This window comes from Pseudomonas sp. PDM31 (assembly GCF_019218965.1).
Lineage (GTDB): Bacteria > Pseudomonadota > Gammaproteobacteria > Pseudomonadales > Pseudomonadaceae > Aquipseudomonas.
This window is the reverse complement of record NZ_JAHUWS010000012.1, coordinates 121,633-145,702: the sequence shown is the minus strand read 5'-3', so window position 1 is coordinate 145,702 and position 24,070 is coordinate 121,633. Positions and strand designations below refer to the sequence as shown.

Below are 24,070 nucleotides of genomic sequence, written 5' to 3'. Positions count from 1 at the left end.
TCCAGGGTAAAACGTATATCCAGATAAAACTTGAGGCTGGGAGCCTGCCATGCGCCAGCGGGAAACCCGCTGACGCACGACAGACAACCAACCTCTAGCGCAATCGCTTATTAGCGACGCAGACCCAGGCGAGCGATCAGAGCGCTGTAACGGCTCACGTCCTTGCCTTTCAGGTAGTCCAGCAGCTTACGACGCTGGTTTACCATGCGGATCAGACCACGACGGGAGTGGTGGTCTTTACCGTTGGCCTTGAAGTGACCTTGCAGTTTGTTGATGTTGGCGGTCAGCAGTGCAACTTGCACTTCTGGCGAACCAGTGTCACCAACAGCTTGCTGATAGTCAGCAACGATTTGAGCTTTTTCTTGAACGTCGAGAGCCATGAGGCAATCCTTTTATCAGGAAACTGTTTCAGAAAAACAGTTTCAACAGGCCAGGGACAAATCCCTGTATCTAAAAAAGAGTAGTGACCGTGCCTGTTGACAGCCACCCTCGCCAGCCTGCTTTGACACAGACTGGTTTCGGTCACTCTGACCGAATCAAACGACGCGGCGCGATGCGCCCGTCTTCGCTCACTTCACCGATCCCGATGAAGCGACCATTGTGATCCTGTACCCGTACCATGCCGAACTTCGGTGCTTCCGGGGCACGTACCGGCTGGCCGTTGAGCCAGTAGAACGCGCTCGCTTCCGAGAACTGCAACAGTGGCCAGTCGAGCAGGCCGCTGTCCGATGGCATCAGAAAGCGATCGACCGCTTCGTTGCCGCCTTCGGCATGTACCGCTTCGAGCTCTTCGAGGGTAACCGTTTGCGCCAGGGTGAAAGGCCCGGCCTGGGTACGTCGCAGTTCTGCAACGTAAGCGCCACAACCGAGTTGCTCACCGATATCCTCCACCAGGGTGCGGATATAGGTACCTTTGGTGCAATCCACTGCCAGCCGCGCAGTATCACCTTCGAAGGCCAGTAATTCCAAGCGCGTAATAGTAACAGAACGCGGTTCGCGCTCCACTACTTCACCTGCACGAGCCAGCTTGTACAGCGGCTGACCGTCACGCTTGAGGGCAGAGTACATCGGCGGTATCTGACTGATTTGCCCACGAAATTTCGGCAGCACAGCCTCGATATCGGGGCGACCAACGGTCACCGGCCGTTCCTGCAAAACCTCCCCCTCGGCATCCGCCGTGGTGGTGGTCTTGCCCAATTGCGCCAGGGTTTCGTAACCCTTGTCGGAATCGAGCAGGTACTGCGAGAACTTGGTGGCCTCGCCGAAGCACAGCGGCAACACGCCGGTGGCCAAGGGGTCGAGACTGCCGGTGTGGCCGGCCTTCTCGGCGTTGAGCAACCAGCGGACCTTCTGCAGGGCCGCGTTGGAGGTGAACCCCAACGGCTTGTCGAGCAGGATGATGCCGCTGACGTTACGACGGATACGTTTGACCTGAGCCACCGGTTACTCCTTGGTGTCTTCGGCTTCTGCCGCAACCGGATGCTGATTGTCTTCAGCCACTGCACGCTCGATCAAGGCCGACAGGTGCGCACCACGCACGACGCTTTCGTCGTAGTGGAAGTGCAACTGCGGAACGCTGCGCAGCTTCATTTCTCGGGCCAACTGCATGCGCAGGAAACCGGCGGCAGAGTTCAGCACCTTGATGCTTTGAGCGATTTCTTCGCTGCTGTCCTGGCCCATCACGGTGATGAAAATCTTCGCGTGACCAACGTCACGGCTGACTTCCACTGCGGTAATGGTGACCAGGCCAACGCGCGGGTCTTTGACTTCACGACGGATCAACTGTGCCAGCTCGCGCTGCATCTGATCGCCGATTCGTTGGGTACGGCTGTATTCTTTTGCCATGTCTTGTTACCTGTTACTGCCCCACGGTGAAACCCGTGTGGTCTGAAAGCGGCAAACGCCCGGCCTGACAAAAGCCAGACCGGGCGTTGCGTTTAGAGTCCGACTGATGCGCCGTGCATTTGCATGCGGCTGCCCATCACGGCTCTTGAAGTGCGCGAGTTAGAGGCTGCGAGCAACCTGAACCTTCTCGAAGACTTCGATCTTGTCACCGACCTTGACGTCGTTGTAGCTCTTCACACCGATACCGCATTCCATGCCGGCACGTACTTCGGAAGCGTCATCCTTGAAGCGGCGCAGGGATTCCAGCTCGCCTTCGAAGATAACGATGTCTTCACGCAGTACACGGATCGGACGGTTACGGTGAACAGTACCTTCAACCACCATGCAACCGGCGATCGCACCAAACTTCGGCGAACGGAACACGTCACGCACTTCGGCGATGCCCAGGATGTTCTCGCGAACGTCGCTGCCGAGCATGCCGGTCAGGGCTTTCTTGACGTCTTCGATGATGTCGTAGATCACGTTGTAGTAACGCATATCCAGACCTTCCTGCTCGACGATCTTGCGGGCACCGGCATCGGCACGCACGTTGAAGCCAAACAGTACAGCGTTGGAAGCCAGTGCCAGGTTGGCGTCGGACTCGGTGATACCACCGACACCGCCACCGACCACTCGTACTTGCACTTCGTCGTTGCCCAGGCCGTTCAGGGCACCGTTCAACGCTTCCAGCGAACCACGGACGTCGGATTTGAGGACGATGTTGAGCGTCTTCTTCTCTTCCTGACCCATGTTTTCGAAGATGTTTTCCAGCTTGCCGGCGTGAGCACGGGCCAGCTTGACTTCGCGGAACTTGCCTTGACGGAACAGAGCCACTTCACGGGCTTTCTTCTCGTCGGCAACCACGCTCATCTCGTCGCCAGCGTCTGGAGTACCGTCCAGGCCGAGAATCTCGACAGGGATGGCCGGACCGGCTTCCTTGATTGGCTTGCCGTTCTCGTCGAGCATGGCACGTACACGGCCGTAGTTCGAACCGACCAGGACCATGTCGCCCTGGCGCAGGGTACCGTCTTGAACCAGAACGGTAGCCACCGGGCCACGGCCCTTGTCGAGGCGGGACTCAACCACGACACCACGGCCAGGAGCCGATGGAGTAGCGGTCAGTTCCAGAACCTCGGCTTGCAACAGAACGGCTTCGAGCAGTTCGTCGACACCAGTACCCATCTTCGCCGAAACCGGTACGAATGGAGTGTCACCACCCCACTCTTCCGACGTCACGCCGTGAACCGACAGTTCACTGCGGATGCGGTCGAGGTCAGCGCCCGGCTTGTCGATCTTGTTCACTGCGACAACCAGCGGAACGCCAGCAGCCTTGGCGTGCTGAACGGCTTCGATGGTCTGAGGCATCACGCCGTCGTCCGCCGCAACCACCAGGATCACGATGTCGGTCGCCTTGGCACCACGGGCACGCATTGCGGTAAACGCGGCGTGACCAGGGGTGTCGAGGAACGTCACCATGCCACGGTCGGTTTCAACGTGGTAGGCACCGATGTGCTGGGTGATACCACCGGCTTCGCCAGCAGCAACCTTGGCACGACGGATGTAGTCGAGCAGGGAAGTCTTACCGTGGTCAACGTGGCCCATTACGGTCACGACCGGCGCACGGGAAACTGCCTCGCCTTCAAACTTCAGGGACTCGGCCAGGGAATCTTCCAGGGCGGTGTCGCTGACCAGGGTCACTTTGTGGCCCAGCTCTTCGGCAACCAGCTGGGCAGTTTCCTGGTCCAGTACCTGGTTGATGGTCGCTGGGGTACCCAGTTTGAACATGAACTTGATGATTTCAGCAGCCTTGACCGACATCTGCTGAGCGAGATCGCCAACAGTGATGGTCTCGCCGATCTTCACTTCACGCACGACAGGGCCGGTTGGGCTCTGGAAACCGTGGGCGTTGCGCTTCTTCAGCTTGGCCTTGCCGCGACCACCACGACGGAAGCCATCGCTTTCTTCGTCGGTAGTACGTGGGGCAACACGTGGTGCTGGCGCCTTCTCTTTGACCGATGCGCGATGCGGAGCGTTTTTACGCTCGCCATCACCACCGCCACTGCGACGATTGCTGTCGTCTGCACGAGGCTTGTCCGGACGGCGCTGTTCGTTCTGCTTGTTACGAACGTCAGCAGACGGTGCTGGAGCAGCGGCGACTACCGGTGCGCTTTCACGTACTGGTTCGGCAACTGCAGCAGGAGCTGCAACGGCGTCGTTAGTAGCGTTTTGCGCAGCAGCAGGCTGGCGACGCGCTTCTTCTTCGGCGCGGCGCTTGGCTTCTTCTTCAGCCTTCTGGCGTGCAGCATTTTCTACTGCGCGACGTTCATCCAGTTCGCGCTTGCGCTCGGCTTCGATTTCTTCCGGACTGCGTTGTACGAAGACTTTCTTCTTGCGTACTTCAACGCTGATGCTTTTGCTGCCAGCAACACGCAGGGTGCTGGTGGTTTTACGCTGCAGCGTAATCTTGCGTGGTTCTTCCACTTTCGCCTTGTGGCTGCTTTTCAAGTGAGTCAGCAACGATTGCTTCTCACTGTCAGTCACATTTTCTTCGGCGGCGGTGTGCGGCAGACCTGCCTCACGCATCTGCTGCAACAGGCGCTCTACCGGTGTTTTGACCTCATCGGCCAGTTGTTTCACCGTGACTTGCGTCATGCACTTCTCTCCTCAGGCCGCGCCTAATTACTCGAACCAGTGGGCTCGGGCGGCCATGATCAACTTGCCGGCACGATCATCGTCAATGCCGTCGATGTCGAGCAGGTCGTCAATAGACTGCTCGGCCAGGTCTTCGCGGGTAATTACGCCGCGCACCGCCAGTTCCATCGCCAAATCCTTGTCCATACCCTCAAGCGAGAGCAGGTCTTCGGCCGGATGGGCGTCTGCCAGCTTTTCCTCAGTAGCGATGGCTTTGGTCAACAAACGATCCTTGGCACGAGCGCGAAGCTCGTTGACGGTATCTTCGTCAAAGCCGTCGATGTTGAGCATTTCTTCCAACGGTACGTAGGCAATCTCTTCCAGGCTGGTGAAGCCTTCATCTACCAGCACCTGTGCCAGATCTTCGTCGACTTCCAGCTCGTCGATGAAGTTGCGCAGGATGTCGCCGGTTTCTGCTTGCTGCTTAGCCTGGATGTCCGATTCGGTCATCACGTTCAGGGTCCAGCCAGTCAATTGGCTCGCCAGACGCACGTTCTGACCACCGCGACCGATGGCCTGAGCCAGATTGTCTGCGCCGACGGCGATGTCCATTGCATGGGCATCTTCGTCAACGATAATTGCCGCAACCTCAGCCGGGGACATGGCGTTGATCACGAACTGAGCCGGGTTGTCGTCCCAAAGAACGATATCAACACGCTCACCGCCCAACTCACCCGACACTGCCTGGACGCGCGAACCGCGCATACCGATGCAAGCGCCCTGCGGGTCGATGCGTTTATCCTTGGAGCGAACGGCGATCTTGGCGCGCGAACCCGGGTCACGGGACGCAGCCATTACTTCGATCAGGCCTTCAGCAATTTCCGGCACTTCGATGCGGAACAGCTCGATCAGCATTTCCGGCGCGGTACGCGACAGGATCAGCTGAGGGCCGCGGTTCTCGGTGCGGATTTCCTTGAGCAGCGCACGCAGACGCACGCCAACCCGGAAGGTTTCGCGAGAAATGATGTCTTCACGAGCCAGCAACGCTTCGGCGTTGTTGCCCAGATCGACGATCACGTTGTCGCGGGTCACTTTTTTCACGGTGCCGGAGATGATTTCACCCAGGCGCTCGCGGTAAGCGTCAACAACCTGGGCGCGCTCGGCTTCGCGAACCTTCTGCACGATGACCTGCTTGGCAGTCTGTGCAGCGATACGTCCGAACTCGATGGACTCGATCTTCTCTTCGACAACGTCACCGACCTTGGCGCCAGGATGCGTTTGGGCAACCTTGCTTGGCCAGGTTTCGATAGCCGGGTCGTCCAGGTCTGCTTCCTCGACGACCGTCCAGCGACGGAATGTCTCGTAGGCACCGGTGTGGCGATTGATTTCCACACGCAGATCGACTTCGTCCTCGAACCGCTTCTTGGTAGCAGTGGCCAGGGCCAGCTCCAGCGCTTCAAAAATAACGTTTGCCGGTACACCCTTTTCGTTGGATACCGACTCAACAACCAGCAGTACTTCTTTGCTCATCGTACGCCTCGCCTTTCGCAAGCCATTGGATCCGCGGGATCCGCAGTATCTGGCACGCCTCAGTCAAAACTGGGAATAATGTTGGCCTTGTCGATCATATCGATCGGCAACAGGAACTCATGGTCTTCAACCTGCACCACGACATCCTGCTCTTCTACGCCGCGCAGAAGGCCCTGAAAGTTGCGTCGTCCTTCAAAAGGCGAGCGCAGCTTGATCTTCACTTGTTCACCGGCAAATTTTGCAAACTGCTCAATAGTGAACAGAGGGCGTTCCATGCCAGGCGAGGAAACTTCAAGGGTGTATTCAACGGAGATTGGATCTTCAACATCCAGTACACCGCTGATCTGACGGCTGACAATGGCGCAATCGTCCACCAGCACACCGCCCTCTTTATCGATATAAACGCGCAACATTGAGTGGCGACCCTGGGCCGAGAACTCAATACCCCAGCATTCATAGCCTAGGGCCACGACCACCGGGGCCAGCAAGGCCTGCAACTCTTCTAGCTTGCTCGACACCTGAACCCCCTAGTGCATGTATGTGCATGCTTTGCAAAATAAAAAAATGGGCGAAACGCCCATCCTTGAAACGCCGTCGAACAGCGGCGTTGAAAGTGTCCAGCTAACAAAAAGCCCCTGAAAAGGGGCTCCTTAAACTGGTTGCGGGGGCCGGATTTGAACCGACGACCTTCGGGTTATGAGCCCGACGAGCTACCAGACTGCTCCACCCCGCGACAAAGCTGGGGCGGAAGTATACGACCGATCCCCTACAGGGTCAATGTAACCTTCCACCTGCAAGAAAGCCCGCAACAGCGGGCTCTCCTGACTAATTGGTACCGAGAAGGGGACTCGAACCCCTACACCCTATGGGCACAACCACCTCAAGGTTGCGTGTCTACCAATTCCACCACCTCGGCAATACTACGTTTGAAACCCTTCTTACTTCTGCTCTTGAGCTGGAGGCACGTCAGTCGCTGGAGTAGCCGACTTTTGCTCTTGAAGCACCGGGACATCATCAGAAGCCGGTTGTTGCTTTGGAACTTCCAACACCGCTGGATTTGGCAAACCTACCTGAGTCAGCTCTTGAGCCTTCTCTTTAGCAAAGTAACCTAACCCTAAGCTGGTTATGAAGAAACCTGCGGCAAGTATAGCAGTAAACTTACTAAGAAAGGTAGAGGAACCTTGGCTTCCGAACACAGTATTTGAAGCACCTGCTCCGAAAGACGCACCAGCATCCGCACCTTTACCCTGCTGCAGCAAAACCAGAGCTACTACGCCCAATGCACCCAGCAGATGAAAAACGACTACGACTGTTTCCAGCATTTTTTCAGTTTCCCGCGGCGCGACAAATCGCACCGAACTCATCTGCATTCAGGGAAGCCCCACCAATGAGACCTCCATCGATATCCGGCATGCCGAACAGTTCGACCGCATTGGCCGCCTTCACGCTGCCGCCGTATAGAAGTCGCACACCTTGTGCGACTTCAGAATTCTCTGCCGCCAACTGAGCGCGGATGGCTGCGTGCACATCCTGCGCCTGTTGCGGCGAAGCAGTCAGCCCGGTGCCAATGGCCCAGACCGGCTCGTAAGCAATTACTGCATTAGCAAAGACACCGACACCCAGCTCGTCGATGATGCTGCTCAGCTGATGCGAGACGACTTCAACAGTCTTCCCCGCTTCGCGCTGCTCGAGGGTCTCCCCTACACACAACACCGGAATCAAGCCACTTGCCTGTGCCGCTGCAAACTTGCGGATCAGCGTTGCGTCCTGCTCGCCCATAATCTGGCGGCGTTCAGAGTGCCCGACAAGCACCAGGGAACAACCTGCATCCACTAACTGACTTGGCGAAACCTCACCGGTCAGTGCACCTTGTCCGGATTCCACCGCAGAGTTCTGCGCGCCGACCGAGATCGACTTTCCTTTAACGCCATCAACCACTTGGCTGATATGCAACAAAGGCGGGAATACCGCTACATCAACACCGCTCGGCAAGGCCAAGTCACGAAGGCCGTTGATCAGCTCAGCGACGCTGGCGCGGGTACCGTGCATCTTCCAGTTACCAGCTACCATAGGGCGACGCATGCTGTACCTCGTCGGTCAAAGTGGGCGCAGATGTTACCCAACACAAACAAGGCTGGCAAGCCGAATTCAGGCAGAAACTTCAGTAACCAGTTTTGCCAGCTCTTCGGCGTAGCCGCGAACCACGTTTTCGTCTTCGCCTTCGACCATGACACGCACCAGCGGCTCGGTCCCGGATTTGCGCAGCAGCACGCGTCCGCGCCCCGCCATCGCACGGGTTACGCGCTCGCTGGCCTCCTTGACCGACGCATGTTCGAGAGGGTTCGCACCGCCACCGAAACGCACATTGATCAGCACCTGAGGGCACTTGCGCAGCGCCTGCCGGGACTGCGCCAGGCTTTCGTCACGGTTTCTGAGCGCCATCAACACTTGCAGCGCCGCGATGATAGCGTCACCCGTGGTGGTATGACTGAAGCACACCACATGCCCCGAGTTCTCCCCCCCAACGATCCAGTTGCGCTCCAGCAATTCGGCAATCACGTAGCGGTCGCCGACATTGGCCCGCACAAACGGAATACCCAGATCGGCCAAGGCCAGTTCCAGCCCCAGGTTACTCATCAGGGTTCCGACTACACCGCCTTGCAGCTTGCCCCGCTCATGCAGGTCGCGGGCAATGATGAACAGCAGTTCATCGCCATCCACCACCGCACCGGTGTGATCGACCATCTGTACGCGGTCGCCATCACCATCGAAGGCAATACCCAGATCAGCATGCTCGGCCACGACAGCTGCCTGCAACGGCCCCATATGGGTCGAACCGCAATTGTCGTTGATGTTCAAGCCATTAGGCTGGGCAGACAGCACGACAACTTCGGCGCCCAGTTCACGGAATACACTCGGCGCCACCTTGTAGGTCGCACCGTGAGCGCAGTCGATCACGACTTTCAGGCCGGAGAAGGCGGTGCCGGTCGGCACGCTGCTCTTGCAGAATTCGATATAACGGCCCGAGGCGTCGTTGATCCGCGATACCTTGCCGATCTTGCTCGACTCAACCACAGTCATCGGGGTATCGAGCAGTTCTTCGATCATCAGTTCGACTTCGTCCGGCAGCTTGGTGCCCTTGCCGGAGAAAAACTTGATGCCGTTGTCATCATGCGGATTGTGCGAGGCACTGATCACGATACCGGCTTCAGCATGAAAAGTGCGCGTCAGATAGGCGATGGCCGGTGTCGGCATCGGACCGAGGAGCATCACATCCGCACCTGCCGAGGTCAGCCCTGCCTCAAGCGCCGACTCGAACATATAACCGGAGATCCGGGTGTCCTTGCCTACCAATACCTTGCAGGCGCCCATCTTGCGGAACGCCATGCCCGCAGCCCAGCCCAGCTTGAGCATGAAGTCCGGAGTGATCGGGTATTGACCGACACGACCACGAATACCATCGGTGCCAAAGTATTTTTTGCTCATAAGTGCTCCATCATTCTTATTCGGCTGACTCGACTGCGGCGATCATTCGCACCACGTCTACTGTTTCAGCTACATCGTGGACGCGCAATATACGCGCTCCTTTCGCCGAAGCCAGCGCCGCAAGCGCAAGACCGCCATACAGACGCTCTCCCACCGGACGACTCAATGCCTGACCGATCATGCTTTTTCGCGACACCCCTACCAGCAGGGGCCGCCCCAAGGCATGCAGGGCTTCCATATGTTTAAACAAGCTCAGATTGTGCTCCAGGGTCTTGGCAAAGCCAAAACCCGGATCAAGAATGATCCGCTCCGGTGCAATGCCAGCCAATGAACACTGGGCCATGCGCTCGGCGAGAAACTCACCCACTTCTCTCGTAACATCCTGATACTGCGGATTATCCTGCATGTCACCCGGCTCACCAAGCATATGCATCAGGCATACGGGCAATCCGGTAGCAGCCGCCGCATCCAGCGCCCCCTCACGGCGCAGCGAGCGCACATCATTGATCAACCCGGCGCCCAGGCGGGCAGCCTCGCGCATGACGGCAGGCGTAGAGGTATCGACCGAGATAATCACATCCAGCTCGCGATGAATGCGCTCGACGATCGGCGCTACACGCTCAAGCTCCTCCAGCGGTGATACCGCCCTGGCACCTGGCCGCGTCGATTCGCCGCCAACGTCGATCAGCGTTGCGCCGGCCGCCACCATCGCCTCGGCATGGCGCAAGGCCGCATCGAGCTGGCTGTATTGGCCACCATCGGAAAAGGAGTCAGGAGTGACATTGAGAATACCCATGACATGCGTCTGGGCCAAATCAAGAACCCGGTTGCCGCAAGGCAACCGGGTCGAGGACTGAACAGAAGTCATTTAGAACCTTAAACGTCAGCAGCAGGGCCGCCGATTGGTGTTTCCGGACGTTCATCCTGCACTACAGGAGGCGTTCCGGAGGTACCGGTGCCTCCCGACCAGTCGCGAGGCTCGCGAGGTGGTCGACCTGCCATGATGTCGTCGATCTGCTCGGCGTCGATTGTTTCGTACTTCATCAAGGCATCGGCCATGGCATCGAGCTTGTCACGGTTGTCCGTGAGGATCTGCTTGGCTGTGCCGTAGCATTGATCAATGATGCTGCGCACTTCGGAGTCGATCAGCTTGGCTGTTTCACCGGAGAAGCTGGCAGCCTGACCGCCACCGCCGCGACCGAGGAACACTTCACCCTCTTCTTCGGCGTACATCAACGGACCGAGTTTCTCCGAGAGACCCCACTTGGTCACCATGTTCCGCGCAATCTGACTGGCACGCATGATGTCGTTGGAAGCGCCCGTGGTCACCCCATCGAAGCCCAGGGTCATCTCTTCAGCGATACGACCGCCGTACAGCGAGCAGATCTGACTGATCAGCGCACGCTTGGACAGGCTGTAACGATCTTCTTCCGGCAGGAACATGGTGACACCCAGCGCACGACCGCGCGGGATGATCGACACCTTGTACACCGGGTCATGCTCTGGCACGACGCGACCGACGATAGCGTGGCCTGCTTCGTGATAAGCGGTGTTCTGCTTCTCTTTCTCGGACATGACCATGGATTTGCGCTCGGCACCCATCATGATCTTGTCTTTGGCCAGTTCGAACTCTTTCATTTCAACGATGCGCTTGCCGGCACGGGCAGCAAACAGCGATGCCTCGTTGACCAGGTTGGCCAGGTCGGCACCGGAGAAGCCCGGGGTACCGCGAGCGATCACTGCCGGAGCGACGTCGTCACCCATCGGCACTTTGCGCATGTGCACCTTGAGAATCTGCTCGCGACCACGGATATCCGGCAGACCGACCACAACCTGACGGTCGAAACGGCCCGGACGCAGCAGTGCAGGGTCCAGTACGTCAGGACGGTTGGTCGCGGCAATCACGATGATGCCGTCATTCATTTCAAAGCCATCCATCTCCACCAGCAACTGGTTGAGAGTCTGTTCGCGCTCGTCGTGACCACCACCCATGCCGGCACCACGGTGGCGACCGACGGCATCGATTTCGTCGATGAAGATGATGCATGGCGCGTGTTTCTTGGCCTGTTCGAACATGTCTCGAACGCGGCTGGCGCCAACACCTACGAACATTTCAACGAAGTCGGAACCGGAAATGGTGAAGAACGGCACTTTCGCTTCACCGGCGATGGCCTTGGCCAGCAAAGTCTTACCGGTACCCGGAGGGCCGACCATCAGCACGCCACGGGGAATGCGGCCGCCCAGGCGCTGGAACTTGCCCGGATCACGCAGGAACTCGACCAGTTCGCCGACTTCTTCCTTGGCTTCGTCACAACCGGCGACGTCCGCCAGGGTAGTTTTCACCTGATCCTCGGAGAGCAGGCGTGCCTTGCTCTTGCCGAAACTCATCGGCCCACCCTTGCCACCGGCTCCGCCCTGCATCTGCCGCATGAAGAACATGAACACGGCGATGATCACCAGGATCGGGAAGCTGGCGACCAGTAGCTGGGTCCAGATGCTTTGCTGCTCAGGCTGCTTGCCTTCGACCACGACGTGGTTGTCCACCAGGTCGCCGATCAGGCCGTTGTCCTGGATAGCCGGACGGATGGTCTTGAAGCTGTCGCCATCAGTGCGCTTGCCGGTAATCACGTAGCCATCAACCGCTACGCGCTCGACTTTGCCATCCTTGACCTGCTGGATGAAGTCGGAATAGTTGAGGGTCTGCGGCTCGTTAGGGCTGGAGAAGTTGTTCATCACTGTCACCAGGACAGCCGCGATGATCAACCACAGGATCAGATTCTTTGCCATATCGTTCAATTAACTACCCTCTGAAGCAAGCGCCGCTGGTGGCGCGCGCCTCGCATGATATTCACCGGCCTAACTTACTACATTACCTACGACTTGGCAGGCGCCGTCTGTAACCCTTTGTGAAACACTTCCTACACAATATTCGCTAATTCCCACAAGGCGAAATACGAAAATCCTATCGCCCTGCAAAAAAAACCTCGTTTTACTCACTACGGCCGCGGTAGCCCCAGGCCAGCATGTATTGCTCGCGGGAACTGCCTCGGGAAGAGTCCGGCTTCATCATTTGGACCTTGTCGAACTTCAGACGAGTGTCCTTCACGTAAGCATCGAACCCTTCGCCCTGGAAAACCTTGATCACGAAATTACCACCGGGCTTGAGTATCCGCTCGGCCAGATCAAGCGCCAGTTCGCAAAGGAACATGGCTTTTGGCATATCCACGGCAGGCGTACCACTCATATTGGGGGCCATATCGGAAATCACAAGGTCCACCTGCGAATTACCCACAGCTTCAAGGATCCGCGCGAGCACTTCGTCCTGGGTGAAGTCGCCCTGGATGAAATTAACGTCCGGGATGCTGTCCATTTCCAGGATGTCCGAGGCGATCAGACGCCCCTGACCACCGATCAGGCGGCTGGTGACCTGCGACCAGCCACCGGGCGCCGCACCCAGGTCGACAACGCTCATGCCCGGACGGATCAGCCTGTACTTCTCCTGAATCTCCAGAAGCTTGTAACTCGCACGCGAGCGGTACCCATCCTTCTGCGCCTGTTTCACATAGGGATCATTGACATGTCTTTTCAGCCACTCAAGGCTTGTCTTGGAACGCGCCATTGGGCACCTCGTTGATAAGGGTCGTGATTAGTTGGGCGGATCCACGAACCCTCGGGTAAAATGGCCGCCATTTTACAGAATCCAGACGAAAGGGTCAGATTATGCCGCTCACTCAAGAGCAGAAGAAACAGTACAAATCCATTGGCCACCACCTGAAACCAGTATTGATTGTGGCTGATAACGGTTTGACTGAAGGTGTGTTAGCCGAATTTGAACGCGCTTTGGCGGATCACGAGCTGATCAAGATCAAGCTCAACATCCTCGATCGCGAATCGCGCCTGGCAGCCATTGCAGAACTGTGCAAGGTCGGCAAAGCGGACCTGGTTCAAGTCATCGGCAAGATGGCACTGGTTTACCGCAAGAACTTCAGCGTCAACAAGCAGCTGTCGAACGTCCATCGCTTCAAGTGATGACAAGGGTCAAGGGTGTGCTTCGCGCACCCTGCCACTCCATTCAGGAGCAGGCGCCCCTACCAGCATTAGCCCGCCATAGATCGACAAGGCCCTCGGCCCTTACCAGCACCAAAGCCTGAAAAATCACACACGCTGCGGCAATTCTCGCCATCAGCGCTTTCAGCATGCCTGCAATATCTTCGATTCCCAGCCCGAAACATCTGAGCCAGCCACCAAAGCAAGGCGCCCGCACGAGGCGGGCGCCAACCTTCAGACGTGGCGAACTTCGACGATCTCGTACTCGATTACGCCGCCAGGCGTTTTCACGGCAACCACATCACCCTCTTCCTTGGCAATCAAGGCACGGGCCAGTGGCGAACCCACCGAAATCTTGCCGAGTTTGAAGTCTGCCTCGTCCTCACCCACGATGTGGTAAGTCACGCGCTCATCAGTCTCGACGTTGGCGATTTCAACGGTGGTGCCGAAAATCACTTTGCCAGTATGAGGAATAGTCGTGACATCAATGATGACCTGATTCTGAATCCGGCCTTCGATGTCACGAATACGCGCCTCGACCATACCCTGCTGCTCGCGAGCAGCGTGGTATTCGGCGTTTTCCTTCAAGTCACCCAACTCGCGGGCCGTACCGATGTCCTGGCTGAGCTTCGGACGAACGACCTTGGTCAGGTGAGTGTGCTCTTCTTCCAGGGCGCGAGCGCCCTGAACAGTCATTGGGTACTTCGTTATGCTCATGCCTTCAATCCTGCGTGTAGATCCTGCAAGCGACGCACGGTCTTCTCGGGACCGAACTTCAGCGCTTCACAGATGGCTTCGCCAGCAGCAATGGTGGTGGTGCAGTAAATCTTGTGCTGCAGGGCATTGCGACGAATGGAGTACGAATCAGCGATCGACTGACGACCTTCGGTGGTGTTGATGATCAGGGTGACTTCGTCATTCTTGATCATGTCGACCACGTGCGGACGACCTTCGGTCACCTTGTTCACACGGCGCACTTTCAGGCCAGCAGCTTCGATCAGCTTGGCAGTACCGGCAGTGGCAACCACTTCGAAGCCCAAGTTGATCAGATCACGGGCCACGCCTGCAACCAGCGGCTTGTCGTCGTCACGCACGCTGATGAACGCGGTACCGCCGGTCGGCAGCACTTCGCTGGCGCCCATCTGGGCCTTGGCGAACGCTTCGCCGAAGGTGTCGCCCACGCCCATAACTTCACCGGTGGACTTCATCTCTGGGCCCAGGATCGGGTCCACGCCAGGGAATTTGGCGAATGGGAACACCGCCTCTTTCACGCTGTAGAAGTTCGGAATGATTTCCTTGGTGAAACCGATTTCCTTCAGGGTTTTACCGGCCATGACGCGAGCCGCGATCATTGCCAGGGAAACGCCGATGCACTTGGATACGAACGGCACGGTACGGGAAGCACGCGGGTTGACTTCGATGACGTAGATGTCGTCGCCTTGCAGCGCCAACTGTACGTTCATCAGGCCGACCACGCCCAGTTCCAGGGCCATTTTCTTGACCTGTTCGCGCATCTCGTCCTGGATGTGCGCCGGCAGCGAGTAAGGCGGCAGCGAGCATGCGGAGTCACCGGAGTGAACGCCGGCCTGCTCGATGTGCTGCATGATCGCGCCGATGACTACATCCTTGCCGTCGCAAACCGCATCCACGTCCATTTCGATGGCGCAGTTGAGGAAGTGGTCCAGCAGCACCGGGCTGTCGTTGGACACTTGAACCGCTTCGCGCAGGTAGCGCTTGAGTTCTTCTTCTTCGTAAACGATTTCCATCGCACGACCGCCCAGAACATAGGACGGACGCACCACCAGCGGGTAACCGATCTTGGTGGCTGCACGAATTGCTTCGTCTTCGCTGCGCACAGTGGCGTTTGGCGGCTGACGCAGGTTCAGGCGCTGGACCATTTGCTGGAAGCGCTCACGGTCTTCGGCACGGTCGATGGCATCAGGGCTGGTACCGATGATCGGTACGCCAGCAGCTTCCAGGGCGCGAGCCAGTTTCAACGGGGTTTGGCCGCCGTACTGGACGATCACGCCTTTTGGCTTCTCGACGCGTACGATTTCCAGCACGTCTTCCAGGGTCACTGGCTCGAAGTACAGGCGATCAGAGGTGTCGTAGTCGGTGGAAACGGTTTCCGGGTTGCAGTTGACCATGATGGTCTCGTAACCGTCTTCGCGCAGCGCCAGCGCCGCGTGTACGCAGCAGTAGTCGAACTCGATGCCCTGGCCAATGCGGTTCGGACCGCCGCCCAGGATCATGATCTTGTCGCGGCCCGACGGCGCGGCTTCGCACTCTTCTTCGTACGTCGAGTAGAGGTACGCGGTGTCAGTGGCGAATTCGGCAGCACAGGTGTCGACGCGCTTGTAGACCGGGAAGATTTCCAGCTTGTGACGGTGAGCACGCAGGGCCTTCTCGGTCACACCCAGCAACTTGGCCAGGCGCATGTCGGAGAAGCCTTTGCGCTTGAGGCGGAACATCAGGTCGCGGTCGATGCTGGTCAGACCCAGGGTCTTGACCTTCTCTTCGTCCTTGATCAGATCTTCCATCTGCACCAGGAACCAAGGATCGATCATGGTCATGCTGAAGATTTCATCGACAGTCATGCCCGAGCGCATGGCGTCCGCCACGTACCAGATACGCTCGGCGCCCGGCACGGTCAGCTCGCGCTTGAGCACGCTCATGCTTTCCGGGTTGCTCAGGTCAACCTTCTCGTCCAGGCCGCAAACACCGACTTCCAGCCCGCGCAGGGCTTTCTGCAGGGATTCCTGGAAGGTACGGCCGATGGCCATGACTTCACCCACCGACTTCATCTGAGTGGTCAGGCGGGCGTCAGCCTTGGCGAATTTCTCGAAGGCGAAACGTGGCAGCTTGGTGACGACGTAGTCGATGGACGGTTCGAAGGACGCCGGGGTCTTGCCGCCGGTGATGTCGTTCGACAGCTCGTCCAGGGTGTAACCCACAGCCAGCTTGGCCGCGACCTTGGCAATCGGGAAGCCGGTAGCTTTCGAAGCCAGGGCCGAAGAACGCGATACCCGCGGGTTCATCTCGATCACGACCATGCGGCCAGTGTTCGGGCAGATACCGAACTGAACGTTCGAACCGCCGGTTTCCACGCCGATCTCGCGCAGTACCGCCAGGGAGGCGTTACGCAGGATCTGGTATTCCTTGTCGGTCAGGGTCTGTGCAGGAGCCACGGTGATCGAGTCACCGGTGTGCACGCCCATCGGGTCGAAGTTTTCGATCGAGCAGACGATGATGCAGTTGTCCTTTTTATCGCGGACAACTTCCATTTCATATTCTTTCCAGCCGATCAGCGATTCGTCGATCAGCAGTTCCTTGGTCGGCGACAGGTCGAGACCACGGGCACAGATTTCTTCGAACTCTTCACGGTTGTAAGCGATACCGCCACCGGTGCCGCCCATGGTGAAGGACGGACGGATGATGCACGGGAAGCCGAGCTTCTCGAGAACCGCGTTGGCCTCTTCCATGCTGTGGGCGATACCGGAGCGCGGGCACGCCAGGCCGATGGATTTCATCGCCTTGTCGAAACGCGAGCGGTCTTCAGCCTTGTCGATGGTGTCGGCGTTGGCACCGATCATCTCTACGCCGAACTTCTCCAGAACGCCTTCACGCTCCAGGTCCAGGGCGCAGTTCAGAGCAGTCTGGCCGCCCATGGTCGGCAGCAGCGCGTCCGGACGCTCTTTCTCGATGATCTTGGCAACGGTCTGCCACTTGATCGGCTCGATGTAGGTGGCATCGGCCATGGCCGGGTCGGTCATGATGGTGGCCGGGTTGGAGTTCACCAGGATGACGCGGTAACCCTCCTCGCGCAGGGCTTTGCAGGCCTGGGCGCCGGAGTAGTCGAATTCGCAGGCCTGGCCGATTACGATCGGGCCAGCGCCGAGAATCAGGATGCTTTTAATGTCTGTACGTTTTGGCATGGGTTTGTCACTCAAATCCGCAGGTCAGTCGGCAAGCCGTCTTGTTCAATCTGTGAAGCCTTGAGGGGGCCGCCGGTTTCGGGACCACCCTCAAGCTTTGCTACATCAGGGCGAGCGATCAGCGTCGCTTGGCCATCTCGTTGATGAAGCGATCGAACAATGGCGCTACGTCGTTCGGGCCAGGGCTGGCTTCAGGGTGACCCTGGAAGCTGAAGGCGCTCTTGTCGGTACGCTCGATCCCTTGCAGAGTGCCGTCGAACAGCGATTTGTGGATCGCGCGGACGTTGGCTGGCAGGGTCGCTTCGTCTACGGCAAAACCGTGATTCTGGCTGGTGATCATCACTACACCGCTGTCCAGATCCTGGACCGGGTGGTTGGCACCGTGGTGGCCGTGGCCCATTTTCAGGGTCTTGGCGCCGGAGGCCAGAGCCAGCAGTTGGTGACCGAGGCAGATGCCGAACACCGGGATCTCGGTTTCCAGTACTTCCTTGATTGCCTTGATCGCGTAGTCGCATGGCTCAGGGTCGCCCGGGCCGTTGGACAGGAACACGCCGTCCGGCTGCAGAGCCAGCACATCGGCAGCAGGCGTTTGCGCAGGCACGACGGTCACGCGGCAACCGCGCTCGACCAGCATGCGCAGGATGTTCACCTTGACGCCATAGTCGTATGCCACGACGTGGTATGGCAGCTCGGAGGCTTCGATGGTCGCGTGACTGTCGGTTTTCAGATCCCAGACGGTCGAGCGCCACTCGTAGCTTTCCTTGGTGCTGACGACTTTCGCCAGGTCCATGCCTTTGAGGCCAGGAAAACCCTGGGCAGCGGCGATGGCGGCTTCTTCGGAAATGTTGTCACCGGCCATGATGCAGCCGTTCTGCGCGCCTTTTTCACGCAGGATACGTGTCAGGCGGCGGGTGTCGATACCGGCGATGGCCACAACGTTGTTGGCCTTCAGATAGTCAGACAGGGACATCGTGTTACGCCAGTTGCTCGCAACCAGTGGCAGGTCACGAATGACCAGGCCAGCCGACCAGACGCGGTTCGACTCGGCATCTTCCGGGGTAGTACCGGTGTTGCCGATGTGCGGGTAGGTCAGGGTAACGATCTGTTGGGCGTAGGAAGGATCGGTAAGGATTTCCTGATAGCCGGTCATTGCGGTGTTGAACACCACCTCACCAACGGTTTGACCGTCGGCTCCAATGGCTTCGCCGCGAAAAATGCTGCCATCAGCAAGGGCGAGTATGGCTGGCTTAGTCAAGAAGACCTCCCGTAAATAAAGCCTGAAAGGGCGATCGCAGGTTGTAAAAAAGCGGAGTGACGTATGGACACGTCACCCCGCTTCTTCACTGAATTATTCTGCGCGCTTTTAGTGGACACACTAAAGCTGTAGCTTACAGAAAAAGGCCTTTTTGGTCTACCGCCAATGAGCCTTAAAGGCTGGAGAATGCGACAGGACGTCGCTTGGCGGAATAAAACCGGGCTCAAACGCTGTGCGCGAGCCCGATTTCGGCTGCATCTTAACGCAGATCGAGCACGTCTTGCATGTCATAAAGACCAGGCTCGCGCCCGTCCAGCCACAATGCGGCCCGTACCGCACCCTTGGCGAAGGTCATGCGACTGGAAGCCTTGTGGGTGATCTCGACACGCTCGCCATCGGCGGCGAACAGCACCGTGTGATCACCAACGATGTCGCCGGCACGCACGGTGGCGAAACCAATGGTCTCGCGCTCACGAGCGCCGGTCTGGCCTTCACGGCCATACACCGCCACCTTCTTCAAATCACGCCCCAGCGCATCGGCAATCACCTCGCCCATGCGCACGGCGGTGCCGGACGGCGCATCGACTTTATGGCGATGGTGGGCTTCGGTGATTTCGATGTCGACATCGTCGCCCAACACGCGAGCAGCGGTGTCGAGCAATTTCAGGCACAGATTGACACCAACGCTGAAGTTGGCCGCGAAGACAATCGGAATGTCCTTGCCCGCTTGCGCCAGCAATTGCTTCTCTTCGACACTGAAACCGGTGGTGCCGATGATCATCGACTTGCCGTGTTTGCGGCAGAAGGCGAGGTTCTTCAGGGTCACCGTCGGGTGCGTGAAATCAATCAGCACGTCGAACTCGTCGACGACTCGATCCAGATCACCGGACAGCGGCACGCCGATACGACCGATAGCCGCCAGCTCGCCAGCATCAGCACCCACCAGCGTGCTGTCAGGACGATCCACCGCCGCCGTCAGACCGGCGCCAGGCGCTTGCTGCACCGCTTCAATCAGGGTCTTGCCCATGCGCCCGGCGGCGCCCATCACTGCAATACGTCGCATGCCTGTCTCCTTACAAATCGCCGAAGAAGCGTTTCACGCCTTCGAACCAGCCAGTGGTTTTCGGCGAATGGCTGTTGTCGTCGGCCAACGAACTGCGGAATTCTTCCAGCAGTTCGCGCTGACGACGACCCAGGTTAACCGGCGTCTCGACCGCCACGCGGCACATCAGGTCACCGGCACCGCCACCACGCACGGGTGCAACACCCTTGCCGCGAACACGGAACTGCTTGCCGGTCTGGGTTCCCTCGGGAATCTTCAGCTTGACCCGACCGTCAAGGGTCGGAATTTCCAGCTCGCCACCCAGCGCCGCATCGACGAAGCTGATCGGCACTTCACAGAACAAATGCTTGCCGTCACGCTGGAAAATCGCGTGTTCGCGCACATTGATCACGACATACAGATCACCGGTCGGCCCACCCTGAGCACCCGCCTCGCCTTCGCCGGACAGACGAATGCGATCGCCGGTATCGACACCGGCCGGCACTTTCACCGACAGGGTCTTGTACTCCTCGATACGACCTTCGCCCTGGCAGGAGTTGCACGGATCGGAAATGATCTTGCCCTGGCCATGGCAGCGCGGGCAGGTCTGCTGCACCGAGAAGAAGCCTTGCTGCATGCGCACCTGGCCGATACCGCCGCAAGTCGGGCAAGTCACCGGCGCAGAACCTTTCTTGGCACCGGAACCGTCGCACGGCTTGCAGTTGACCAGCGTCGGAACACGGATATTCACCGTGGTACCGCGCACCGCCTCTTCGAGGTCGAGCTCCAGGGTGTAGCGCACGTCGCTGCCGCGCTGGGCACCGCCACGGGAGCCGCCGCGACCACCACCGAAGAAATCGCTGAAGACATCACCAAAGATGTCGGAGAAATTCTGACCGCCGAAACCGGCACCGCCGCCACCCATGCTCGGGTCGACACCGGCATGACCGTACTGGTCGTATGCCGCGCGCTTGCTCGAATCGGACAGCACTTCGTAGGCCTCGTTGGCCTCCTTGAACATTTCTTCCGACGCTTTGTCATCGGGATTACGGTCCGGGTGGTGCTTCATTGCCAGGCGACGGTAGGCCTTTTTCAGGTCCGCTTCGCTTGAGCCGCGCTCAACACCCAACACTTCGTAATAGTCACGCTTTGCCATAAGTCATCTGCACTCTTGAGGACGTCCGACAAAACCCTCCTGAGTTTGCCGAACTCGTTGAGCCCCAATACAGGCCCGGACCCAACTCACGTCAATTCAACGATCCTGGTCTTTGTTTCAAGATGGCACTTTCGGCTCGGAAAGCAGGAGCATTCCCGGCCATGCCAGCAGCATTCGAACGTTGTCGCATGCTGTAAAAATTCGCGTATTCCAGATACGCCAACGCGGGAGCAAGCTCCCGCGCGGCGACATCCTACCAGTCACTGCCCAAAGGCAGTCAACCGGCCGACCAACAACTTACTTGTGGTCTTTGACTTCTTCGAACTCGGCGTCGACAACGTCGTCAGCCTTTTCAGCCGATTCGCCTTGCGGTGCAGCGCCTTCAGCAGGCTGGGCCTGTTCGGCGTACATCTTCTGCGCCACTGGAGCGGAGACTTTCGACAGCTCTTCAACCTTGGCGTCGATTGCAGCCTTGTCGTCGCCTTTGACGGCGGCTTCCAGGGCAACTACGGCAGCTTCGATTGCAGTCTTCTCTTCAGCGGTCACTTTATCGCCAGCGTCGGAGACCATTTTGCGAGTCGAGTGAACCAGCGCGTCACCCTGGTTACGGGCTGCAGCCAGTTCTTCGAACTTGCGGTCTTCCTCGGCGTTAGCCTCGGCATCACGCACCATGCGCTCGATTTCTTCGTCGGACAGACCGGAGTTGGCCTTGATCACGATCGACTGAGTCTTGCCGGTAGCCTTGTCCTTCGCACCAACGTGCAGGATGCCGTTGGCGTCGATGTCGAAGGTCACTTCGATCTGCGGCACGCCACGTGGAGCTGGTGGAATGTCCGCCAGGTCGAACTTGCCCAGAGACTTGTTCTGTGCGGCTTGCTTACGCTCGCCTTGCAGTACGTGAATGGTCACGGCGCCCTGGTTGTCGTCGGCAGTCGAGAACACTTGCGATTTCTTGGTAGGAATCGTGGTGTTTTTCTCGATCAGCGCGGTCATCACGCCACCCATGGTTTCGATACCCAGGGTCAGCGGGCTGACGTCGAGCAGCAGAACGTCTTTCACGTCACCGGCCAGCACCGCACCCTGGATGGCAGCACCCATGGCAACCGCTTCGTCCGGGTTGACGTCTTTACGAGCTTCTTTACCGAAGAACTCGGTTACCAGCTTCTGAACCAGTGGCATACGGGTCTGACCGCCCACCAGGATCACGTCGTTGATCGCGCCAACGTCGATACCGGCATCTTTCATGGCGATGCGGCAAGGTTCGATGGTGCGCTGAACCAGGTCTTCCACCAACGCTTCGAGCTTGGCGCGGGAGATCTTCACGTTCAGGTGCTTCGGACCGGTGGCGTCTGCAGTGATGTACGGCAGGTTCACGTCGGTCGACTGGCTCGAGGACAGTTCGATCTTGGCTTTTTCAGCGGCTTCTTTCAGGCGCTGCATGGCCAGCGGGTCGCCCTTGAGGTTCATGCCGCTTTCTTTCTTGAATTCGTCGACGAGGTAGTCGATCAGACGAATGTCAAAGTCTTCACCGCCCAGGAACGTGTCACCGTTGGTAGCCAGTACTTCGAACTGGTGCTCGCCATCCACTTCAGCGATCTCGATCACGGAAACGTCGAAAGTACCGCCGCCCAGGTCATAAACGATCACGGTGTGATCGCCCTTGGCCTTGTCCATACCGTAAGCCAGAGCAGCTGCGGTTGGTTCGTTGATAATACGTTTTACGTCCAGACCCGCGATGCGGCCGGCGTCTTTGGTCGCCTGACGCTGGCTGTCGTTGAAGTAAGCCGGAACAGTGATCACTGCTTCGGTGACTTCCTCGCCGAGATAATCTTCGGCGGTCTTCTTCATCTTCTTCAGAATTTCAGCCGAGATTTGTGGCGGCGCCATTTTCTGGCCGTTCACTTCAACCCAAGCATCGCCGTTATCAGCCTTGGCGATTTTATAAGGGACCATCTGGATGTCTTTCTGCACAACTTCTTCGTCAAAACGACGACCGATCAGACGCTTTACTGCGTACAGGGTGTTATGCGGATTGGTCACAGCCTGACGCTTGGCCGACTGGCCAACCAGGATTTCGCCATCGTTGGCGTAAGCGATGATCGACGGCGTGGTACGCGCGCCTTCAGCGTTTTCAATAACTTTGGCCTTGCCGTTTTCCAGCACGGAGACGCAGGAGTTGGTAGTCCCCAGGTCGATACCGATAATTTTGCCCATGTTCACTCTCCCGAAACTTTGGATTTGGTTGCCGCAGCAGTGGTGGCTAACTGCGGTAGCACTTAAACGCTTGACTTATAAATGGGGGCCTTGCGGCGGATTTCAAGCCTGCTCATCAATAGAAGGCGAAACCGGCGCAGGCGCCTTGCTGACCACGACCATCGCCGGGCGCAGCAGGCGGCCATTGAGCTGATAGCCCTTCTGGAACACCTTCAGCACGCTGTTCGGCTCCACATCGGCGCTTTCCTGCATGGCCATAGCCTGATGCTGAACGGCGTTGAACGGTTCGCCATGCGGATCGATCGCTTCAAGCTGATAACGCTTGAGGGTGTCGTGGAACATTTTCAGGGTCAGCTCGATGCCTTCGCGCATCGGACGGATGCTTTCGTCGTCCGGGCTGGACAATTCCAGGCCGCGCTCCAGGCTGTCGACGATCGGCAGCAGGTCACCGGCGAATTTTTCCAGCGCGAACTTGTGAGCCTTCTCCACATCCTGCTCGGCGCGACGGCGGACGTTCTGCAGATCGGCGGCTACACGCAAAGCCTGATCCTGAGCGCCTGCCAGTTGCTCTTCGAGCACTTGTACACGAGCCGCCAGGTTCTCACCCGAAGCCTCGGGCGCCTGGTTGGCGTCTGGGTTTTGCGTATCCACTGTCTGTTCGTCAGCCATAGATTTCTCCTTTCAATATCGTCCGCGAGCTTAACTCGCGCTTCTGCCCAGCTATATGGGGCCGCGAAATCCGGCTTCAAGGGGGGACAAAAGATTAACCCCACAAAAAACAACTGCATTGTCATGCCAGGCAGCGATAACGGTTTCGTCGGCTCAAGCAAATCGAGCTAAAGAGGGGCATTGTCAGCGCGAAACAAAACACTGTATAAATAACCAGACCT

20 protein-coding genes, 2 tRNA genes and 1 pseudogene are annotated in these 24,070 nt (G+C 58.2%); 1 reads left to right on the top strand and 22 read right to left on the bottom strand.

Features of this window, described 5'->3' with window-relative positions; translation table 11 throughout:
* Positions 1 to 110: 110 nt before the first annotated feature.
* The 14 genes from rpsO to rlmE all read right to left on the bottom strand — a co-directional run bounded on the left by rpsO (position 111) and on the right by rlmE (position 13,150).
* Positions 111 to 380, bottom strand: a complete 270-nt coding sequence (rpsO, locus tag KW839_RS22355) for a 30S ribosomal protein S15 (RefSeq protein WP_011332409.1) — start codon at positions 378 to 380, stop codon at positions 111 to 113.
* Between the two features lie 142 nt (positions 381 to 522).
* The gene (truB, locus tag KW839_RS22350) at positions 523 to 1,440 is read right to left on the bottom strand and encodes a tRNA pseudouridine(55) synthase TruB (RefSeq protein ID WP_060541204.1); all 918 of its coding nucleotides are present in this window, start codon (positions 1,438 to 1,440) and stop codon (positions 523 to 525) included.
* 3 nt (positions 1,441 to 1,443) lie between these two features.
* Entirely contained in the window at positions 1,444 to 1,845 is a 402-nt protein-coding gene (gene rbfA / locus KW839_RS22345) for a 30S ribosome-binding factor RbfA (protein WP_060541203.1), read from the bottom strand.
* A gap of 159 nt (positions 1,846 to 2,004) precedes the next feature.
* Positions 2,005 to 4,536 (bottom strand): translation initiation factor IF-2, encoded by a 2,532-nt coding sequence (gene infB / locus KW839_RS22340; RefSeq protein ID WP_060541202.1) that lies wholly within the window; start codon positions 4,534 to 4,536, stop codon positions 2,005 to 2,007.
* 27 nt (positions 4,537 to 4,563) lie between these two features.
* Positions 4,564 to 6,045: a transcription termination factor NusA gene (gene nusA, locus KW839_RS22335; RefSeq protein ID WP_060541201.1), complete on the bottom strand. Its 1,482-nt coding sequence runs from the start codon at positions 6,043 to 6,045 to the stop codon at positions 4,564 to 4,566.
* A gap of 59 nt (positions 6,046 to 6,104) precedes the next feature.
* Complete coding sequence (rimP, locus tag KW839_RS22330) at positions 6,105 to 6,563, bottom strand: ribosome maturation factor RimP (protein WP_038843818.1); 459 nt, start codon at positions 6,561 to 6,563, stop codon at positions 6,105 to 6,107.
* A gap of 138 nt (positions 6,564 to 6,701) precedes the next feature.
* Positions 6,702 to 6,778, bottom strand: a tRNA-Met gene (locus KW839_RS22325).
* A gap of 97 nt (positions 6,779 to 6,875) precedes the next feature.
* Positions 6,876 to 6,961 (bottom strand) — tRNA-Leu (locus tag KW839_RS22320).
* Between the two features lie 22 nt (positions 6,962 to 6,983).
* Entirely contained in the window at positions 6,984 to 7,367 is a 384-nt protein-coding gene (gene secG / locus KW839_RS22315) for a preprotein translocase subunit SecG (RefSeq protein ID WP_060541200.1), read from the bottom strand.
* A gap of 4 nt (positions 7,368 to 7,371) precedes the next feature.
* On the bottom strand, positions 7,372 to 8,127 hold the full coding sequence (gene tpiA, locus KW839_RS22310) for a triose-phosphate isomerase (RefSeq protein WP_218425531.1): 756 nt from the start codon (positions 8,125 to 8,127) through the stop codon (positions 7,372 to 7,374).
* 66 nt (positions 8,128 to 8,193) lie between these two features.
* On the bottom strand, positions 8,194 to 9,531 hold the full coding sequence (gene glmM / locus KW839_RS22305) for a phosphoglucosamine mutase (protein ID WP_218425530.1): 1,338 nt from the start codon (positions 9,529 to 9,531) through the stop codon (positions 8,194 to 8,196).
* A 16-nt stretch (positions 9,532 to 9,547) separates the two neighbouring features.
* The gene (folP, locus tag KW839_RS22300; protein ID WP_218425529.1) at positions 9,548 to 10,399 is read right to left on the bottom strand and encodes a dihydropteroate synthase; all 852 of its coding nucleotides are present in this window, start codon (positions 10,397 to 10,399) and stop codon (positions 9,548 to 9,550) included.
* 8 nt (positions 10,400 to 10,407) lie between these two features.
* On the bottom strand, positions 10,408 to 12,318 hold the full coding sequence (gene ftsH / locus KW839_RS22295) for an ATP-dependent zinc metalloprotease FtsH (RefSeq protein WP_060541196.1): 1,911 nt from the start codon (positions 12,316 to 12,318) through the stop codon (positions 10,408 to 10,410).
* A 202-nt stretch (positions 12,319 to 12,520) separates the two neighbouring features.
* Complete coding sequence (rlmE, locus tag KW839_RS22290; protein ID WP_060541195.1) at positions 12,521 to 13,150, bottom strand: 23S rRNA (uridine(2552)-2'-O)-methyltransferase RlmE; 630 nt, start codon at positions 13,148 to 13,150, stop codon at positions 12,521 to 12,523.
* A 101-nt stretch (positions 13,151 to 13,251) separates the two neighbouring features.
* Between rlmE and KW839_RS22285 the strand changes: the two genes are divergently transcribed.
* Positions 13,252 to 13,560, top strand: coding sequence for a YhbY family RNA-binding protein (locus tag KW839_RS22285; protein ID WP_060541194.1), 309 nt, complete (start codon positions 13,252 to 13,254; stop codon positions 13,558 to 13,560).
* 9 nt (positions 13,561 to 13,569) lie between these two features.
* Here the strand turns inward: KW839_RS22285 and KW839_RS27750 are convergent.
* The 8 genes and pseudogenes from KW839_RS27750 to grpE all read right to left on the bottom strand — a co-directional run bounded on the left by KW839_RS27750 (position 13,570) and on the right by grpE (position 23,849).
* Positions 13,570 to 13,784 (bottom strand): annotated as a pseudogene (locus KW839_RS27750) (hypothetical protein).
* Positions 13,785 to 13,812: 28 nt separating this feature from the next.
* Positions 13,813 to 14,289: a transcription elongation factor GreA gene (gene greA, locus KW839_RS22280; protein ID WP_046038757.1), complete on the bottom strand. Its 477-nt coding sequence runs from the start codon at positions 14,287 to 14,289 to the stop codon at positions 13,813 to 13,815.
* A gap of 2 nt (positions 14,290 to 14,291) precedes the next feature.
* Entirely contained in the window at positions 14,292 to 17,513 is a 3,222-nt protein-coding gene (carB, locus tag KW839_RS22275; RefSeq protein WP_060541193.1) for a carbamoyl-phosphate synthase large subunit, read from the bottom strand.
* Positions 17,514 to 17,631: 118 nt separating this feature from the next.
* Complete coding sequence (carA, locus tag KW839_RS22270; protein ID WP_060541192.1) at positions 17,632 to 18,768, bottom strand: glutamine-hydrolyzing carbamoyl-phosphate synthase small subunit; 1,137 nt, start codon at positions 18,766 to 18,768, stop codon at positions 17,632 to 17,634.
* Positions 18,769 to 19,027: 259 nt separating this feature from the next.
* On the bottom strand, positions 19,028 to 19,831 hold the full coding sequence (dapB, locus tag KW839_RS22265; RefSeq protein ID WP_060541191.1) for a 4-hydroxy-tetrahydrodipicolinate reductase: 804 nt from the start codon (positions 19,829 to 19,831) through the stop codon (positions 19,028 to 19,030).
* Positions 19,832 to 19,841: 10 nt separating this feature from the next.
* Positions 19,842 to 20,966, bottom strand: coding sequence for a molecular chaperone DnaJ (gene dnaJ / locus KW839_RS22260; RefSeq protein WP_218425528.1), 1,125 nt, complete (start codon positions 20,964 to 20,966; stop codon positions 19,842 to 19,844).
* Positions 20,967 to 21,263: 297 nt separating this feature from the next.
* Positions 21,264 to 23,180 carry a molecular chaperone DnaK gene (dnaK, locus tag KW839_RS22255; RefSeq protein ID WP_060541189.1) on the bottom strand — a complete coding sequence of 639 codons (1,917 nt, stop codon included), beginning with the start codon at positions 23,178 to 23,180 and terminating at the stop codon, positions 21,264 to 21,266.
* Between the two features lie 102 nt (positions 23,181 to 23,282).
* Entirely contained in the window at positions 23,283 to 23,849 is a 567-nt protein-coding gene (gene grpE / locus KW839_RS22250) for a nucleotide exchange factor GrpE (RefSeq protein WP_060541188.1), read from the bottom strand.
* Positions 23,850 to 24,070 lie beyond the last annotated feature (221 nt).